Annotated in this window: 14 protein-coding genes; 11 read left to right on the top strand and 3 right to left on the bottom strand. The window is 43.1% G+C overall.

Features of this window, described 5'->3' with window-relative positions:
- Positions 1–17 precede the first annotated feature (17 nt).
- Together rbfA and Q8M62_RS18790 are read left to right on the top strand one after the other, a co-directional pair.
- Positions 18–404: a 30S ribosome-binding factor RbfA gene (gene rbfA / locus Q8M62_RS18795; protein WP_304900248.1), complete on the top strand. Its 387-nt coding sequence runs from the start codon at positions 18–20 to the stop codon at positions 402–404.
- Positions 405–414: 10 nt separating this feature from the next.
- Positions 415–1641: an FtsX-like permease family protein gene (locus Q8M62_RS18790; protein ID WP_304900247.1), complete on the top strand. Its 1227-nt coding sequence runs from the start codon at positions 415–417 to the stop codon at positions 1639–1641.
- Position 1642: 1 nt separating this feature from the next.
- Here the strand turns inward: Q8M62_RS18790 and Q8M62_RS18785 are convergent, their stop codons facing one another.
- Positions 1643–2839: a tetratricopeptide repeat protein gene (locus tag Q8M62_RS18785; protein ID WP_304900246.1), complete on the bottom strand. Its 1197-nt coding sequence runs from the start codon at positions 2837–2839 to the stop codon at positions 1643–1645.
- 167 nt (positions 2840–3006) lie between these two features.
- Between Q8M62_RS18785 and Q8M62_RS18780 the strand changes: the two genes are divergently transcribed.
- From Q8M62_RS18780 to Q8M62_RS18770, 3 genes are all read left to right on the top strand, one after another.
- Positions 3007–3603 carry a hypothetical protein gene (locus Q8M62_RS18780; RefSeq protein ID WP_304900245.1) on the top strand — a complete coding sequence of 199 codons (597 nt, stop codon included), beginning with the start codon at positions 3007–3009 and terminating at the stop codon, positions 3601–3603.
- 49 nt (positions 3604–3652) lie between these two features.
- Positions 3653–4789, top strand: a complete 1137-nt coding sequence (gene solA, locus Q8M62_RS18775) for an N-methyl-L-tryptophan oxidase (protein WP_304900244.1) — start codon at positions 3653–3655, stop codon at positions 4787–4789.
- 68 nt (positions 4790–4857) lie between these two features.
- Positions 4858–6645, top strand: coding sequence for an ABC transporter ATP-binding protein (locus Q8M62_RS18770; RefSeq protein WP_304900243.1), 1788 nt, complete (start codon positions 4858–4860; stop codon positions 6643–6645).
- Here Q8M62_RS18770 and Q8M62_RS18765 read toward each other — a convergent pair.
- Complete coding sequence (locus Q8M62_RS18765; protein ID WP_304900242.1) at positions 6642–7313, bottom strand: class I SAM-dependent methyltransferase; 672 nt, start codon at positions 7311–7313, stop codon at positions 6642–6644. The genes Q8M62_RS18770 and Q8M62_RS18765 overlap by 4 nt on opposite strands.
- 155 nt (positions 7314–7468) lie before the next feature.
- On the opposite strand from Q8M62_RS18765, the gene Q8M62_RS18760 reads away from it, so the two are divergent.
- Both Q8M62_RS18760 and Q8M62_RS18755 read left to right on the top strand, forming a co-directional pair.
- Positions 7469–8839 (top strand): exopolysaccharide biosynthesis polyprenyl glycosylphosphotransferase, encoded by a 1371-nt coding sequence (locus Q8M62_RS18760; RefSeq protein ID WP_304900241.1) that lies wholly within the window; start codon positions 7469–7471, stop codon positions 8837–8839.
- Positions 8840–8844: 5 nt separating this feature from the next.
- On the top strand, positions 8845–9765 hold the full coding sequence (locus Q8M62_RS18755) for a bifunctional 2-polyprenyl-6-hydroxyphenol methylase/3-demethylubiquinol 3-O-methyltransferase UbiG (RefSeq protein ID WP_304900240.1): 921 nt from the start codon (positions 8845–8847) through the stop codon (positions 9763–9765).
- Here the strand turns inward: Q8M62_RS18755 and Q8M62_RS18750 are convergent.
- Positions 9755–10669 (bottom strand): universal stress protein, encoded by a 915-nt coding sequence (locus tag Q8M62_RS18750; protein ID WP_304900239.1) that lies wholly within the window; start codon positions 10667–10669, stop codon positions 9755–9757. The two genes, Q8M62_RS18755 and Q8M62_RS18750, sit on opposite strands and share 11 nt — an antisense overlap.
- 102 nt (positions 10670–10771) lie before the next feature.
- Here Q8M62_RS18750 and Q8M62_RS18745 point away from each other — a divergent pair, with 102 nt between their 5' ends.
- The 4 genes from Q8M62_RS18745 to Q8M62_RS18730 all read left to right on the top strand — a co-directional run bounded on the left by Q8M62_RS18745 (position 10772) and on the right by Q8M62_RS18730 (position 18470).
- Complete coding sequence (locus Q8M62_RS18745) at positions 10772–11320, top strand: 2'-5' RNA ligase family protein (RefSeq protein ID WP_304900238.1); 549 nt, start codon at positions 10772–10774, stop codon at positions 11318–11320.
- A gap of 492 nt (positions 11321–11812) precedes the next feature.
- Positions 11813–14905: a TonB-dependent receptor gene (locus Q8M62_RS18740; protein ID WP_304900237.1), complete on the top strand. Its 3093-nt coding sequence runs from the start codon at positions 11813–11815 to the stop codon at positions 14903–14905.
- A gap of 116 nt (positions 14906–15021) precedes the next feature.
- Complete coding sequence (locus Q8M62_RS18735; protein ID WP_304900236.1) at positions 15022–16566, top strand: RagB/SusD family nutrient uptake outer membrane protein; 1545 nt, start codon at positions 15022–15024, stop codon at positions 16564–16566.
- Between the two features lie 554 nt (positions 16567–17120).
- Entirely contained in the window at positions 17121–18470 is a 1350-nt protein-coding gene (locus Q8M62_RS18730; RefSeq protein WP_304900235.1) for a S8 family serine peptidase, read from the top strand.
- Positions 18471–18791: the final 321 nt, after the last annotated feature.

The following is an 18791-nucleotide window of genomic DNA, read 5'->3' as shown; positions in this document are numbered from 1 at the left end:
TACCACAAATACTTCAAATGGAAAGCAAAAGACAACAAAAACATGCTAAGCTGCTTCAGAAAGAGCTTGGAGATATTTTTCAGAAAGAGGCCAAACACCTCATTGGGAAAGCAATGATCACGATCACCCGGGTAATGGTCAGTCCTGATTTAGGGTTTGCAAAGGTTTATGTGAGTTTCCTATTAGCAGATCCCAAAGCTACTTATGAACTCGTCAATGAGCATAAAAAGGAGATCCGGCATCACCTATCCAAAAGAATCGGCAAGTCCGTTAGGGTTATTCCTGAAATTGCCTTCTTTCCGGACGATTCTGCTACTTATGCCCAATACATGGATAAGGTAATTTCAGATCTCAATATTCCTCCTGCCCCGCCAGAGGAAGAAGAAGAAGACGAACAGGATTAACCTATATATTTTGAATTCCAGTTCATTTATTGCCGGCAGATATTTTCGCAGTAAGAAAAAGCGGAATTTCATCACTGTCCTGTCCATCATCTCCATGGTGGGTGTGGCTGTGGGGACCATCGCTTTAGTCGTCGTGATGTCTGTTTTCAATGGATTGGAAGATTTGATTCGGAGCCTGTTCGCAAGTTTTGATGCGGAACTGAAAGTGGAGCCTGTAGCCGGAAAAAGTTTTTTAGCTCCAAAAGAATGGCTCCGTGAAATCGAGCAAATCGAAGGAGTAGCCATCCTGACCGAGGTGATCGAAGACAATGCGCTCTTTCAGAATGGGGGAAGTCAGATTGTCGCAAAAATCAAAGGTGTCTCCGACAACTTTCTGGATCAGGGGAGATTTTCAAGAGGATATTTTTGGGGGGATACGACCTTGGGGACAGCCATCAGACCAGGCGCTATCCTAGGAAGAGGTGTTGGTTTTTTTCTTTCTGTCAATCTCGATGCGGTTAACTCGACGATTAAAGTCTTTTATCCCAAGGCGCCCCGATCGGCTGCTAGCATCGACCCAAGTCAGCTCTATGCCAGCGCGCAGCTTGAGCCCCGGGCGTTTTTCAGTATTGACCAGAAATTTGACGATGAATACGTGATTGCTCCCCTCGATTTTACCAGAGATCTGCTGAATTATGGGGAAAAACGCACTTCCCTCGAAATCAAAGTAAAACAAGGTTATGCCATCAAAGACGTTCAGAAACGACTGAAAAATTATTTGGGGCCTGAATATTTGGTGAAAAATGCAGACGAACAGCACGCCGGTCTGATCCGGACAGTCAAACTTGAAAAACTATTCGTTTTTCTCACGCTGACTTTCATATTGGCCATTGCCTCGTTCAATATCTTTTTTTCGCTGAGCATGCTAGCCATCGAAAAGAAAAAAGACATTGCAGTACTCAAGGCCATGGGAGCTCGAGACAGATTGATTCGAGGGATTTTTCTGAAGCAAGGAGCATTGATTGCATTCAGTGGTGCAGTAATTGGTTTGGTTTTGGGGTATTTAGTTGTTCTGGCCCAAGATACCTTTGGATTGGTTTCTTTGGGGATTTCCTCCGCTGTGGTTGATGCCTATCCTGTACGGATTGTCATGACAGATTTCATCTGGATCAGTGTTGCTGTGGTATCGATAACCCTTTTGGCATCTTGGAGACCGGCAATTATTGCTTCCAAGGTGGATACCGTTCGAGAGCTTTAATTCAGTTGCAGACTTTTTGCCAAGCGATTTCCGCCGCCTCCATTCCCAACTCTTTCGCTTTGAGCAGATCAGCACAGGCATCCTTGAGTTTCCCCATCCGCTGATGGGTAATCCCTCTGTGATAATACCCGGAGGCATGTTCGGGATCAAGCGAAACTGTCACCGTGAAATCCGCCAAAGCAGCTTCTAAACGTTGGCTGACATATCGGGCTTGACCTCTAGCCAAGAAGTATTCCGGATTTTCAGGCTCTAGGTCCACCGCCTCAGAATAGTCTTCCTCAGCTTTGGCCCAGCTTTTTTGGCGGGAACGGATCATGCCCCGATAAAAAAAAGATTCAGAATCATCGGGATCCATCATAATTGCAATGGTAAAATCTTCAATGGCTCCTGCATAGTCATCGTGGTTCATCCTGTAAAATCCACGTTGTTTGTAGGTTTGTGAATTACCGGCGGAATCCGAAATCACTTGATCCAATTGTTCCAATAGTACGGTATCGCCTCCTGTTTTCACAAGAGCCAAGCCCTGCTTTGCAGGCAAATGATCCGGATCCAACTGAAGCGCTGTCTCGTAGGATTCGATAGCGGGGACATTATCCCCAAGTCTTGCAAGCGCTCTACCCTTTTCAGCATGAAAATCGGCTTGTTTTGGATTCAGGAGTATGGCTTCATCCAAATACAAAAGCGCAAAATCATACTCCTCCAACGCGATGCTGCACAGTCCAAGATGATAGTAGGCGTCTTCCTGACTGGAAGTTTGTACCGTGGTAATACCGGAGGCGGCGTTGTCTCCAGGGGAAATTTTGAAGAGAATCCTCGTGGTCTCTCCCGGAGGAGTTTTGAGAAAATTCTCGAAATCTACCATGGCTTCTTCATACTGCTTCAATTGATAGCGTACTCGCCCTCGCTCGAAATGGGCCTCAGCATGAATTGGGTTTAAGGTGAGTAAACTGCTAAAATCACTTAAAGCCCGATCCAAATTGCCCTGATTTTGGAAGGCCTGTGCTCTTAGCCAATAAGTCTCCTGATCCGCAGGATGAGTCTGTAGCCATTGATCCAGGTAATCCTGAGCTTCTTTCCATTTCTTGTTTTCAAAGGCGGCATTTCCCAAATCAAAGAAATTTTGTGTGGCCACTCTTTGAAAGCAAAAAGCACTAGCGGATAATTGAATCAAAAAGAAAAAGGCAACGGTAAATCTCATAGTTGGACAACTTGGCTGGTTTGAATCATTCCTAAGTAGAAGGATTAAAATTATAATTTGTTTAGTTGTGATTGAATTTTACTCTTTAAAATTATTTTTTTTTGATCTAAGGCATGTTTATTGTTAAATTCTGGAAAATCTATTTCCTCCCTAACTTATCCCTAAAGATGATCAAATCACTCATCCTGATTTTACTTTTTTTTGGGACCGGATTTGCAGCTTCTTTTGCTCAAGATTCCACAGCCACCCAAAATTCCCTGCGCTCCGGTACCATCACCAGTCAATTTGACTATATCTACAGAGTCTCCAATAGTTTTCAGGATCATGAAGTAGTCAAAAAATCAAATCTTGAGCAGCTCAAAGCCAATGTTTTGGATTCTATCCGTACCATGTCGAAGGAAGTTTCTGCCTTGAAACTTCAAATGACCACCATGGGGGACTCAGTGGTGATCATGCAAAATCTGCTGTCAGCTGAAATAAAAGAGAAAAATCAGGCAATTGCGGATCGGGATAATTTCAGTTTTTTGGGAATGGGAATTCAAAAAGCAGCCTACTCCTCGATGATGTGGGCATTGGTACTGGTACTGGCAGGAGCCTTGTCTTTTTTTGCGGTGCAATATTTCAGAAGCTCCAGCAAAATCTCAAAAGCAGAAAAAGATCTGATAGAAGTACAGGAGGAATTTGAGCAGCACCGAAAAAACACCTTGGAGAGAGAACGCAAATTGAAACGCGAATTGATCGACGCTCAAATGGGGAGAAGCTGACCAATAAGTGGAAATTGCCCCCTGTTTTTAATCGCTGTAAATTTTATCTATGACAAGCTCCCTATCAAAATACGATGTGGTGGTTATCGGACTTGGGGCCGTCGGAAGCGCCACAATTTTTCACTTAAGTAAAAGCTCAAAGTCAATTCTTGGTATTGATCGCTACGAGCCTCCCCACACCTTTGGCTCCAGTCATGGAGAAAGCCGAATCACTCGCCTTGCCGTCGGCGAGGGGGAAGATTATGTCGCTTTGGCCAAGCGATCCCATCAGCTTTGGAGAGAAATTGAAGCGGAAGCTGGAGTGGAAATTATGTCGACTACGTCGGGGATTTTATTGGATTCTGGAGCTCAACCCTGGGCCAAACATGGATCGGAGGGTTTCTGGGATAAGACGGTATCTTTTGCCAAAAGGCAAAATGTAGGACATCAGATTCTCAATCACGAAGAATTGAAGGCGCTGTTTCCGGCTTTTCAGTTAGGATCTTCCGGTAAAGCCTATTTGGAGCATGATGCCGGTTTTCTTCGCCCCGAATTAGCCATCCACACACAATTGGATTTGGCCCAAAAAAACGGGGCTCAGCTGTTGTTAAATTCACCGGTGGAGCAGCTCACCAAGCTGGGGGATTCCATTTTGATCCGCAGTGGAGAAAGGGAAATTCTTGCCGACAAAGTTCTCCTTAGTGCAGGAGGTTGGATCAGGGATTTTTTGCCGGAAGCGGAAAAATCAAAGTTTAAAATCTGTCGACAAGTATTGCATTGGATGGAAATAGAACCTGAATTCACAGATTGGGCCAACTATCCGGTCTGGATGTGGGGCTTTGGTCCAGATCCAGAGGACTTCATCTATGGTTTCCCTTCACTGGATGGAAAAACAGTTAAAATGGCATCAGAATCTTTTGTGGATTCCAGCCATCCGGATTATTTAAGCAGAGAAGTAAGTGCTGATGAGCAAGACTTGTTTTGGAGAGAAAAGGTAGAAGGGAAAATTCTGGGATTAAAACGGGAGATTATTAAGTCAGTGGTTTGCTTTTATACTGTGACGGAAGACGCCCGGTTTGTTATCAGGCCTATGGTTGAAATGGAAAATGTATTACTTGTTTCCGCATGCTCTGGACATGGGTTCAAGCATTCGGCAGCATTGGGAGAGCAGCTGGCAAAGGCATTGGTCGAAGGTATGGAACTATAGCCCTTCTTTTTTTCTGTCATTTCTCTTTCTAATACGCTACTTTTGCGACCAAATCACCACAAAACAGAATGGCCAAAAAACGAGGAACTGCACTGGAGCCGGAGGAAAAGCGAAAATTGAATAAGCAGAATCTAAGTAAGCTGGGAGGGATTTTTCAGTTTTTGATGCCTTACAAATTGGCATTTATATCAGGATTGATCTTCCTGCTTTTGTCTTCACTTACCTTGTTGACATTTCCTTTTGTAGCGGGCAAGCTCATCGATACCGCACAGGGATCAACTTGGATCGTCAATGATGTCAATTCTATTGCCTTAATCCTGATCGGAATTTTGGCTGTCCAAAGCATCTTTTCCTTTTTCAGAGTCTGGCTTTTTGCTCTCGTCTCCGAGCAGGCTATGCGTGATATCCGACACCAGCTCTATGGCAGACTGGTACGGCTCCCGATGACTTTCTTTGACAAAAGACGGACCGGTGAACTTATAAGCAGAATCACTGCCGACGTCAGCCAATTGCAGGATACGTTTTCGACGACCTTAGCTGAGCTTTTCCGTCAGGTCATTACCTTGGTGGCAGGGATTGGGTTTTTATTTTTCAATACACCCAAACTCACCGTCTTTATGCTGGGGACCTTTCCGGTTCTAATAGTAATTGCGATGTTTTTTGGTCGCTTTATTCGTAAACTTTCCAAGAAAACCCAAGATGAGTTGGCCGCGGCCAATGTCATCGTCGAAGAAACCCTTCAGTCGATCAGTACTGTCAAATCCTTTGTAGGTGAAGCATACGAATCGGCTCGATACGGAAAAGGCCTCAACGCGGTAGTTGGAGTGGCTTTGACCACAGCAAAATATCGGGGGGCTTTTATCTCTTTCATTATTTTCGCGCTTTTTGGAGGAATCGTCGCAGTAATGTGGTACGGGGCGAGTCTGGTAGCCGAGGGCCAAATGAGCGTAGGGGAGTTGGTTTCCTTCGTGCTTTACACGACATTCATTGGGGGCTCGATTGCAGGATTGGGAGATATTTATAGTCAGCTACAGAAAGCTATTGGTAGCTCCGAGCGGGTGTTGGAGATTATGGACGAAACCCCTGAAGCTGAGTATGGAGCAACTTCAGAAAAGTTTGAAGGGAAAATAGAATTTGTAGGGGTAGGTTTCAGATACCCGACACGTCCGGAGGTGGAGGTCTTGAAAAATGTATCCTTTCAGGTACAACCCGGTGAAAAAGTTGCATTGGCGGGACACTCAGGAGCAGGTAAGTCAACTATCATCCAGCTTCTCCTCCGTTTTTATGAAAGTGACAAAGGCTCAGTTCTTATTGACGGCAGAGATGTGAAGGAGTGGGACTTGAAGGCCTTACGGAGCAAAATAGGAATTGTACCTCAGGAAGTTTTGCTTTTCGGAGGCTCCATCCGGGAAAATATCGCCTATGCAAAACCTGATGCAACCGAGGATGAAATCATCCAGGCAGCGAAAAAGGCAAATGCTTGGCAGTTTATCACACAATTTCCCGAAGGCCTGGAAACCTTGGTTGGAGAACGTGGGGTGAAGCTTTCGGGTGGGCAACGTCAACGGGTCGCCATCGCAAGGGCAATTTTGAAAGACCCCGCTATTTTGATTTTGGATGAGGCCACATCATCACTTGATGCCGAATCCGAATCTCTGGTACAGCAGGCCCTCGATGAACTGATGAAAGGCCGTACCACTTTGATCATCGCCCATCGTCTGGCTACAATTCGAAAAGTAGACCGCATTTATGCACTCAGTGAGGGGAAAATTGTGGAACAGGGAAGTCACAAGGAACTGTTAGCGGATGAAGGAGGCTTTTATGCCAACTTGGTGCGCTTGCAGTTTGCGGATTAGCGGAGATTATGCGCTGTGATGGATTTGGTCAATCCGATTGTCTTTTCTTTCAAAATTTTTGATTCGGTAAAGAGCATCCGCATTTCAGATTCATTCAATAACCTGATCTCGTCCAAATATTGCTGAGCAACTTGGCGATCCCAACGTTTGAATCTGCTAAGTTTTGTTTTAGTCAATAAAAACAAGAGCAGTCGTTTAGGCAGATACTGAGCAAAAGGCAGGGCATAATGTGCCTCAATTGGGAAATACTTATTTGGAGTCTGGATAAAGTATTTTCTCCCGACTCGTTGAATTTCCCTTGCCATCTTACTTTGTTTTTCAAAAGTATACAGGTGTTCAATCACTGAATTAGAAAAAACCAAGTCGAATTCTTTGTCTTCAAAATTTTTCATCTCTGTCGCGTCACCGATCATGGAGCTGATGTGTGGATGTCTTGATTTCTCCAGATGGAGGTTGAGCAGGGTGATGCGCACACCGGGGATATTTGGGATTTGACTTTTTTTCCAGAAACTCGCTGTCCCTCCGACATCGAGGATTTGAATTTCTTTTTCCGGATTAAAATTTCTAAAAAAAAGCTTTTCGAATTTGCGAAGCCGTTTGGCTCGGAATTTGGCACCAAGTGAATCGGGATGATCGGATGATGCAAAAAGATCGATTATGAAATTCATTAGAAGCCCATTGGCGTTTTGAGATTACAAATAAATTCAAAAGTAAGCAGCTGACGGAATTTCTTTGTTAATTTTGAGACACAAAACTTTAAGGTTAATATTAAAATTGTCAGGTTTTTGTTTTTAATGGACAGGACTAGTATGGATTTATTTTTATGAAGAGAAGATTCGACACCTATTTTCCTTGGCTTTTTATAACCAGTGATTTTCTGGTATCCCTGATTTCATTATCCATAGCCAATGTTTTCCTTCAGCTGACAGGCGTATTCGAGGGAGCAAGTTTTTCGGCATTTCTGCCACTCTCACTGCTATGGCTGCTCATTTCTTCTCTGAGGAAAGACTACAAAATCGGGCGAACAGATGAGTATGATCACACCATCAGAAATCTTCTAGCCACCCTTTTATGGTTTTTGGGTGTTACAGCCATCCTTTGGACGCCGCTTCAAAATGGAAATTTCCGATGGATTCAGATCGCCGGATTAGGGGTGACCATGATTTTTTTCATGGGCAGCTTTCGTGTGCTTGTGCATATGTTTCTTCGTCATTACCGTGCCAAAGGGAATAACTACAGAAATGCAGTGATCGTTGGCAAAGGAGGTACGAGTCCGAGACTTGCTGATGTTTTTAGAATCAGAAAAGATTTTGGAATAAATTTTCTTGGATATTTTGACGATGAGGCAGATTGCAATCAGACACGGGGAGGGATCACGGATTTTTTTGGAGAGGCTCCCAAGTTGGACTTGGACCTCATTTACATTCAAGAGCAACTCGATCCTTCGTTAGTTAAAAAAGTCATTGATTTTGCCGATGAGAACTACATCAAAGTCAAGATGATTCCCGGCGGAAGTCTCCAGTTGGAAAAGAATCTTTCCTTTTCGAAGTATGGAGATTTCTTTGTAATCAATGTCAATGAAATCCCACTTGATAATCCCTTGAATAGTTTAGCCAAACGAACCTTTGACTTGGTTTTTGCAAGTTTGGTGACCATTTTCATTCTCTCTTGGTTGATTCCTTTGGTTGGAATTTTGATCAAATTGGAATCGCGGGGGCCTGTATTTTTTATCCAAAAAAGAAATGGGGTGAATAACAATGTGTTTAATTGTCTGAAGTTCAGATCAATGACTCCAAACGATTATGCTGACACTAAACAAGCCACCAAAAATGATCCCCGAGTTACCCGAATTGGATCATTTCTTCGGAATTCTTCTTTGGATGAAATGCCTCAATTTCTCAATGTGCTGATGGGAGATATGTCCATCGTTGGGCCTAGGCCCCACACGATCCCAATGAATGAAACCTTTAAAACGCAAATCAAACGGTACAATTCTAGACACAAAATCCGTCCCGGAATAACGGGTTTAGCACAGGTAAGGGGCTTCCGTGGTGAGATTGAAAATACCCATCAAATTCGTTCCAGAGTGAGACTGGATTATTTTTATATCAACAACTGGTCTTTTTTCCTTGATATGGGAATCATGGTGAAAACCATACACGAACTGATTTTCAACCGGGAAAACGCCTATTAATCTAGATGTCCAAGTGCAAGTTTTGTGGGAGTTCCGATCTGAGGTTTTTTCAGGCTAAGGAACGGATGCTTGGCTTGGGGGGAAATTTCAGCTATGCTGAATGCATTTCCTGTGAGTCCCTGCAATTAGATTCCATTCCTGCTGATCTTTCGAGCTACTACCCTGCCGATTATTATTCCTTTGCAGAACTCAAAAAGTCCAACCCAATAGCTCGACTTCTGAAAAAATTTCGGATGCGTGTGTTTCTCAGGTTCGGCATTAGATGGCTGAGTCCTGTGTTTGGCTATTGGCTTGTAAAGTTTCAGCCTGGGTTTTCGGATCGTATTGCCGATGTAGGTTGCGGCAATGGGCAGCTTTTATATGAACTTCATGCTGCGGGGTTTACAGATTTGCAGGGTTTTGATCCATTCATCGCGGAAGATACTCAAATCGCTCCCGGATTATGCCTTTGGAAAAAGCGAATTGAAGAATCAGAAGTTTCCTTCGACTGGATTATGATGCACCATTCGTTTGAGCACATGGAGGATCCAGAGGATGTATTGAAATCATGCTATGAGAAACTTAAGCCTGGAGGAAAGCTGCTCATTCGCTGTCCGGTGGCTGATTCAGAAGTCTGGAAAGAAAGCCGGGAGTTTTGGGTTCAACTTGATGCACCCCGGCATTTGATTATTCCGACCCTGAAAGGCCTCAAAATTAAAGCAGAGCAGCTTGGCTTTGTGTTGGATGAGGTAGCATTTGATTCCACTGATTTCCAGTTTTGGGGAACAGAACTGTATCGTCGAGGTGAACTATTGGACGAAAGTAAGACCGCTGCCTTTCTTACCAAGGATGTCAGGTCATCCATGCAAGAAAAAGCCCTCCTGTATAACCAAGAGGGCAAAGGGGATCAGGCTTGCTTTTACTTGAGAAAACCCATCAAAGCTTAAACAGGGCATCAAAGAATCCCATTGTTTCTCCTTTCTTTTTAAATATCAGCATGGGGAGATACTTGTTTACGTGAATAAGTTTTTCCGCAGTACTTCCTAAAAGGATCGCTGCTGAGGTGGTTCTACCTCTGGATCCCAGCAAAATCATATCGGCCTCAATCTTAGTTGCAAACTCCAATATTAAGTTTCCCGGGTTTTTGCCATCGTTGAGCAGCATTTCACATGCCAGTTCTGGATGGTGGTGTTTACTCACAAATTTTTTGAAATCATTCTTCGCGTTTTCTTTCATGATTTCAGAAAACTCCTCGTAAGTTTTCCCTGTTTTTGAATATCCGTGCGGTACCTCATAGAGGTGAAGCGGGACAAGTTCGGCGCCTAGTTTATCCGTAATTTGCTCAGCGAACTCATAGATCAAATGGTTGTGAGATGAAAAATCCGTTGCGATCAGGACCTTTTTAGGAAATTTTATCGGCCTTTTTTCCTGAACCAAAAGCACCGAACAAGGAGCCTTCTTGGCGACACCATCGGCTAAGACTCCGTGACCGGGCAGGCTTTCTTTGCGGCCCATGATGATCAGATCCACATCTTTGATTTTTGCCCAGCGAAGAAAGGAGTCCAAAGGATGACTTCCTTCATCCACGAAAACTTCGGTTTCGATATCCTCAGGAAAATTGTGTTCCTTCAGCTTATTAGTGATGATGGCCTCTATAGATTCATCTGTCGGAGCAAGGAGATCCGGATAGTTATCTAGAATTTCTCTGGGTATCTCCAGGTTTTTTGCCACATGCACGAAATAGCATTTATTGATTCCTAAAAATTTCACAAATACTGCCGTTTTTTTGATCAGGATATCATCCATTTCGGTGAGGTCAAGACCCACCATGGCTTTGGAAAAGAATTTCATAGTGTTGAGTTATTTACCCTCAAGTTAAAAGATTGCCTGAGGAAATTGAACAGATTTTTTTAAATGACGCAAAGAGAATATTTTCAAGGTTAAATTCAGGGGATGAAAGTTATCCAAAAGTACTTTTTGGCCTTAGTTCCGCCTGAGTCAATTATTGAAAAAGTTCAGGAAATGAAATTCCTGATTCGTGATCAGTTTGGGGTAAAGTATGCTTTGAAGTCGCCTCCCCATATTACAGTCAAAATGCCCTTTAATTACAATGAGGCTAAAGAGGGGCGATTAATTGAAAAGCTAAACGAATACTTGAAAGATAGGAGACCCTTTCCGATTCAGGTTTCAGGCGTAGGGAACTTTGGAAAAAGAGTGGTTTACCTAAATATCTTGAAATCACCCCAACTCGAAAATTTTCAGGAAGGAATAAAGCATTTCTGCAAACGCGAACTTCATTTGGTAGATGAATTAAGTGATCGCAATTACCACCCTCACATGACCGTTGCATTCAAAGACATCAAGCCAATTCATTTTTCTGAGGTTTTGCTTTTGGTGAAAAAGCTGAGTTTTGAGACTGAATTTTCAGCCTTGGACTTGGTGCTACTCAAGCGAATAAACGGAGAATGGGTTTTATTTAGGAAAATAAAATTTGGAGCTTGAATTTTAGTAAAAAGGCACTTTTTAAGCCTTTAAAGGCAAAAAAATACAGATTTTTCAAAAAAATTAGATTTTTATAAAATTTGGGTAATTTGATTATTTGTATTCAATTATTTTGATTCTATATTCTCTAAATTTTGTCTTGTCAAAAGAATAAATTGTTTAAAGTCAAATAGCATTCTATTAACCAAATATTATTTTATTATTAATAATTAATCTTTCGATTTTTTAAATTGAATAAATCTAAGGCTCAGAATTTTGTTTGATTTTATCCGATATAATGAAATTTAAATCTCAATTAGGATGAAATACAATGAATTTATTATGAGAACAGGGATTAAGCCCTGATAGTTAGTTTAAATTTTAATAAAAAGACTGTTTGGCCAAATAAAATTGCTTTTTGTGAGACTCTAGGCTGTTTTTTGAGATTTGTTTCAATGCATTATAAGGTCGCATATTGCTTACTGAATGTTAAAAAAACTAAATCAATTACCTATGAAGAAAGTTTTATTAGGCTTTGCATTGAGTTTTCTGACGATCGTGTCAGTACTCGCGCAATCCAAAACGATCACTGGTAGGGTAACTTCGGCCGAAGAGCCTGAAGGTATACCGGGCGCCAGCGTGGTGGTAAAAGGCACCACACAAGGAACAATCACTGACCTGAACGGGTCATATTCAATCACTGTTCCTGAAAATGCAACGACACTTGTATTTAGCTTCGTTGGCTATCTCACTAAGGAAATGCCAATTGGCTCAAATTCCGTGATCAATGTGAGCATGACTACCGATATCAAAGTCCTAAATGAAGTGGTAGTAACCGGATACGGTACTCAGGAGCGAAGAGATATCACAGGTTCTGTGGCATCAATCAGCAATGAGTCAATCGAAAATCTTGTCTCTCCTTCATTCGATGCTCAGTTGGCAGGTAGAGCTGCCGGTGTGTCTGTAACGGTTCCCAGTGGTATTTTGGGTGCAAGACCAATCATCCGAATCAGAGGTGTAAACTCCCTTTCAGGAGGAGCTGATCCATTGATCGTTATCGATGGTGTACCGGTAGTTGATTCCGACCGATCAGGTGCTGTTGCTTCCAATCCATTGGCAAACATCAACCCTGCGGATATCCAGTCTTACGAAGTGTTGAAAGATGGTTCTGCTACTGCGATCTACGGCTCCAGAGCTGCCAACGGTGTGATTTTGATCACTACCAAAAGAGGACAAACCGGTAAAGCTCAAGTAAACTATAGTGTCAGTGCAGGTATTAATGAGGCTGTAGCACAGTTTGACCTTTTGACCGGTGACGAATGGGTACCTATTGCAAACGAAAAAAGAGCAAATGCAAATGCTTCTGCTTTGGCAAATCCAGGTGTAAATACGGATTGGCAAGCTGCCGTGCTTAGAAGAGGTGTGACTCAGCAGCATAACCTCTCGATCAGCGGTGGATCTGAAGCGACCAAATATTTCTTTTCCTTGGGCTTTACGGATCAGGAGTCTGTTGTGAAAAACAACGATTTGAAGCGTTATGCTTTCAGAGCAAACATTGATCATGCAATTTCCAAGAGAGTAAGAATCGGTAACAGCATGTCTTACGCTTACACTGAAATCACGGGACTGAACAATGGAGCAAACTCCCTGTCAGGTGCGATCTACAATGCGACCCGTGCATTGCCAAACGTTCCAATTTATGATCCGGCAAACACCGCGTTCAACGGATTTAACATCACAGCAAATGGAGCAACTACTGGATTTGGTGCTAACCTTGCCGGACCTGACAACAATATTCCAAACATTGCTTATGTATTGGAAAATAACTTCTACAGAGGCAGAAACCACAGACTTTTGGGTAATGCTTATGCTGAAGTGGACATTGTTACTGGATTGACTGCAAGAACTCAGATCGGTATCGATTTGACTATGGCAGATGATTTCACTACGCTTAACCCTAAGCATGGTGATGGTAGAAGTGCAAATGGTTCAGTAACTATGGCGTTCAACCCGGCTTTGAGATGGAACTGGCAGAATACTTTGAATTATCAGACCGTATTGGCTGATGATCACAACATCAACGTGACTGCGGGTGTAGAATATCAGTACACTAATTTCTACAACTTCTCGGCATCAGGAACTGATTTCTCGGATGAGTTTTTCAGATTGAGAAACTTGATCTCCAACTCATACAACAACCAGTTTTCAGGTGGGGGTTTCCAGGAGCAAGGTTTTGATTCTTACTTTGCAAGATTCAATTACAGCTACAAAGGCAAATACCTGTTGTCATTTGCTGTAAGAAATGACGGTATTTCTCAGCTTGCCACAGAAAATAGAAGAGGTACATTCCCAGGCGGATCTATCGGATGGAGAATATCAGATGAAGGTTTCTTCAATTCTGAACTGATCACTGATTTCAAAGTAAGAGCATCTTACGCTGAAGTTGGTAACGTAAGCTTACCGGGAGGTTCATTCCCTTATGCGGGTGGATTTGGTCCAGTACAGGCTGCTGCCGGTGCAGGTATTGGTTATTCCAATGTCGCCAACGTTGCTTTGCAGTGGGAGACTTCCAAGAAGTTTAACGTTGGATTGGATATGACCATTGGTAAAGTGACCATCTCTGCGGATTACTTCAAAAACAACGTAGACGGTATCGTATTGAATGCACCAACTGCACCTTCTTTGGGTATTCCAGGTAACAACATCAGTCAGAACGTAGGAGCGATGTATAACGAAGGTGTTGAATTTCGGGCGGTTTCTAATGTCGTCAACAGAGGCAGATTCTCTTGGAATACTGACTTCAATTTTACATTTATCAAAAACGAAGTAACCAACTTGGTACAGCCCTTGACTGGTACTTACAACAGAACAGTTGAAGGCGGTCCTATCGCTCAGCTCTATGGATTTAAGTGGGCAGGCGTAAACCCGGCAAACGGTAACCCAATGTATTTCAGTGGTGAGAATATTGTACAATATGATTTAAGATCATCTGGAGTTGGAAGATTAACGTTTAGACAATTTGATCCTGCTAATCCTGGTGACATTTCTGTTGCTGGGGCAGCCCCAACTCAAGAATTCTTGGGCAATACGCTTCCTAAATATCAGGGTGGTTGGTCAAACAATTTCACTTTTGGCAACTTTGATGCAGAAATTTTCATCAGATATTCAGGTGGTAACTACATCATGAATGAATCGTTGAGAGGTCTGATGGGTCTTGGATTCTCCAACAACCACAGAGAGATCTTGGGTAGATGGACTGAAAGCGGTCAGGTTACAAATGTACCGAAGTTATACACGGGTCAAGATGCCAATGTGTGGCAAACTTCTTCTGCTAACAGCCGATTCATCGAAAAAGGTGATTTCGTACGTGTTCAAAACATGACTTTGGGGTATAGAATTCCAGCTGCTACCTTGAATAGTGCCTTCAATGGTAATATCAGATCGGCTAGATTCTTTGCACAAGTTCAGAACCCATTGATCTTTACTAAGTATTCAGGAATTGATCCCGAGTCTAACCAGTTTAGCGGTCAGTTGAGCTTCGGTGTTGACTGGAACGTTGCACCGATTATCAGAACTTGGTCTGTGGGTCTTAATGTTGGATTCTAATCAAACCTCCTAAAATCGAACAATATGAAATCGAGCATATTTCAAACCTCACTAGTTGGGAAAATTAAAAGTATTGCGAGATTCCATGTGGCCTTTGAAAAAAAAATGACAAACACATGAAAACAATAATTTCAAATAATATAAAGACAGCGTTAGTTGCATTGGCGATGTTGGGAATTACTTCCTCTTGCGATGTGACTGACCTGCAGCCTGCCAACATCATTCCTGATGCTGAGGCTTTTGCGGATGCTAACCGGGTAAATGCGGCAGTGTTGGGAATCTATGAATCTGCTCAACGTGGATTCTATCTTGGAGCAGTTCAGCGTGGATATCCATTCGGAGCAGCCTCTACACAGCAAGGTGATATGAGAGGTGAAGACATGTACAACGATCAGTTGTTCTACGAAGTCACATATACTAATGCACACAATCCTCAGACTGCAAACAATAACGGACAGTGGATCTCTCTTTACAGAATGATCAACCGTGCAAATATTGTAATTGAGAATCTACCGATAGCGCAGTCTAGCGGTGCGATTACTACTGAAGTGATGAATCAGTTTATGGGTGAAGCGCTTTATTTAAGAGCACTTGCACATCATGAATTGGTGCTTTATTTCTCAAGACCGTATTCTGATAATCCATCGGCGATGGGTATTCCTTATCGTACTTTCGCAATCAATGATGTGTCCAAAGTTGGACCGGGTGAAGCAGTGGGAAGAGGAACAGTACAGCAGGTTTACACGCAACTTTTGGCAGACCTAGATCAGGCTGAAGGTTTGTTAAACTCAAGTACCAATCCATTCAGAGCTCAGAAAGGTGCTGCAATCGGATTGAAAGCTAGAGTGAAATTGCACATGAAAGACTGGGCAGGTGTGTTGACTGAATACAATAAGCTGGTAGGAAGATACACTGTAACAGCTAATCCATTGGCTCCATTTAGAAGCGGTGGAATTAGTACTGACAATATTTTCTCTTTTGAAAATACTGCCAATTCCAATCCGGGTGTAAACGGTGCTTTGGCCAACATGTACGGCAATCCAAACTTGGGTTCAAGGGGTCTGGTAAAAATCAGCCCATTGATTTGGAGAGCATCTTTCTGGCATCCCGAAGATACTAGAAGAAGCATCAGAGGTACCGCAGATGGATTTGTAAGTCAAGGTCCACTTGGAATGTTTACCAACAAATACGTCGACAATACTACGTTCTCTGACAAGTCTATTGTTATGAGATTCTCTGAGGTTGTCCTAGCAGCAGCTGAGGCGAATGCAAGATTGGGCAACACGGCAGCTGCTATTACTTTGTTGAATACAGTGAGAAGCAGAGCATTGCCTGCAACTGTACCGGCTTACACCGCTGCAAACTTTGCAAATGCCGATGCGCTTATAGGTGCGATAATCCAGGAGACAAGAATCGAATTCCTTGCAGAAGGAAGAAGATTCCCTAACATCCACAGATTGGCAGGTGAAGGAAGAATGCCTGGTATCCCGGCTAAAGCTACTTCAAGATCGATCACGGGAATCGCCTTCTACACAGGAACAGGAACTATTCCAACCGATCACTCCTTGCCTTATGCCAGCAACTTGTTTATCTGGCCTATTCCATTGGAAGAAATCTTAACAAATGCTTCTGCACCATTGACGCAGAACCCAGGTTATTAATTTTCAAATAAGGTTTTAAGTTAAAAGTCCGATTCGTAAGAGTCGGACTTTTTTTGGTTATACGCTTTTGTATTTCACCGCAGTGAACGCGGAGGATCGCAAAGTTTTTTACTACGGACCAATGGTTAAAGTTTTTAAACCTTGATCTACAGTTATTAAGTCTGCTGAACATCAAAATTGGAAAATGCTTAGATGATCTCGGTTCTTATTCATTTCTGATCATGGGGAATTTAGCTAAAATTTTTTGTCACAGAATTTCACGGGTTTGAACCAGGAAAACTGCGAGACGAGAAATAGTATTTGCTTTTAATATTAAATGCAAAATTTAATTCTTTTTTAGGCCGATTTCATCGCCTAGATTTGGCCACCAAACATGTTCCAGACAGGAATATTTGAATTGTTGCCCAATGAAAAATCAAAATGAATTGCTGCAGTCACCTGCTGCACATAGCCATAGCAAAGCCTCCTCCTCGGGAGGCTTTTTTATTGGGTCAACTTTCAAATCCATTTCTCTGTGTTCAGAAATCAAAAAAATGACAGTCAAGAAATTAGCTATGAAAAATCACCTTAAATCAACCGTCTCAATTCTGGTAATTATTGCCGGATTGACTTGGTCCTGCCAGGACATCAATGAATCTGTTCCCGTAGTACTGGAGGAAGATCTGGTCACGCATTTTACGCAGACTATTCCAAACCAATACATCGTCATGCTAAAGCCCAATGAGACCAATTTCAGGAAGTCAGGCGATTATATCTCCAATCAGGCTGCCATGCGAAAATATTCCGGCGCGCTGCTTGCCTCGCATCGTATCGCAGCTACACAGATTGGGATGACTTACAGTGCAGCTATTGATGGGTTTTCGGTTCATTTGAGTGAGGAGCAGGTAAAATCTCTTCGGACGGATTCAAGAATCCTTACCATCGAAGAAGATGAGTGGATCACCCTGGATGGGGCAGGAGCCAAGGGCGGAAAAGGGGGGTCTACTACCAAAGGACCTAAATCCTCTCAGCCCGCTCCTACGGAACCAGAGCCAACAGAGCCGGTACCTTCGGAGCCAGAACCCAGTCCAAGTCCTGACCCAGATCCGTCCTCTTCGATAGATTATAGCCCGGAAACTTCAGATCCAAATCAAGAGGTTCCTTGGGGAATCCAAAAAGTGGGGGGATTCTCTACCTACATGGGATCCAATGTGGCCTTTGTGATTGATTCTGGGATCGATTTGGACCATCCGGATTTGAATGTGTTGGCTAGCTTGGGCTTCAAAGCCGTACCTGATGATATCAGCACTACTTTGGATGATGAAAACAGCCACGGAACTCACGTTGCCGGTACTATTGCCGCCATCAACAACAAGTTTGGTGTGGTAGGCGTTGCCGCAGGTGCACCGGTAGTTCCTATTAAAGTATTGGGCCCTACAGGAAGCGGGCAGAAGTCCTGGGTGATCGCAGGAATTGATTATGTAGCGGGAGTTGGAAAACCAGGGGATGTGGCCAACCTCAGCTTGGGAGGGTCACCGAGCAGCATTCAGGATCAGGCAGTGATCAACGCTGCTGCCAAAGGGATTTTTATGGTCATAGCGGCAATGAACAATGCAGATCTGGCAAGCAATTATTCTCCTGCGAGAGTGAACGGGACCAATATTTTCACCATTTCTTCCATGGACAGCAACGGGGCCTTGTCTTCGTTTTCCAACTATGGAAATCCTCCGATAGATTTTGCCGCACCGGGTCGGAGCGTACGGTCCACCATGCCGGGAGGAGGCTATGGTTCTAAGAGCGGCACCTCCATGGCGACTCCCCATGTGGCGGGAATGTTATTGCTCAATGGGGTACGTATCAATGGATATATCACTGGTGATAAGGATGGGGATCCTGACCCGATCGCGTATCGGGCAGATAGGTGAGTTTTACTCCGAATAATTAAAAATATGTGTATCCGAAATCTTGCACGTGAACTTATAAGTTGAGGATTTGAGGAGGATTCCCCCTTGAAAAGGGGGTTGGGGGGATTTTTCAAAGATGACTCGTCCTAAAAACAGTTTACAGGTTATTGTTTAAATCCTGATACTGATTGACTGTTTGTGTTAGTCCGTTTATTGGTTTACAAGTGTACGGTTTTTGGGATAATAGTTTTTCCACAATCGATCTGTTTTTTGATTGGTTTGATGGATCTCTTCAGGAGTTTTGTTTCCTATACTCATATGAGGCCGCTCTTGGTTGTAGAG

The sequence above is a fragment of the Algoriphagus sp. genome, assembly GCF_030694375.1.
Classification (GTDB): Bacteria; Bacteroidota; Bacteroidia; order Cytophagales; family Cyclobacteriaceae; genus Algoriphagus.
The sequence above is the reverse complement of the archived record's forward strand: the minus strand, read 5'-3'. Positions and strand labels throughout refer to the sequence as shown.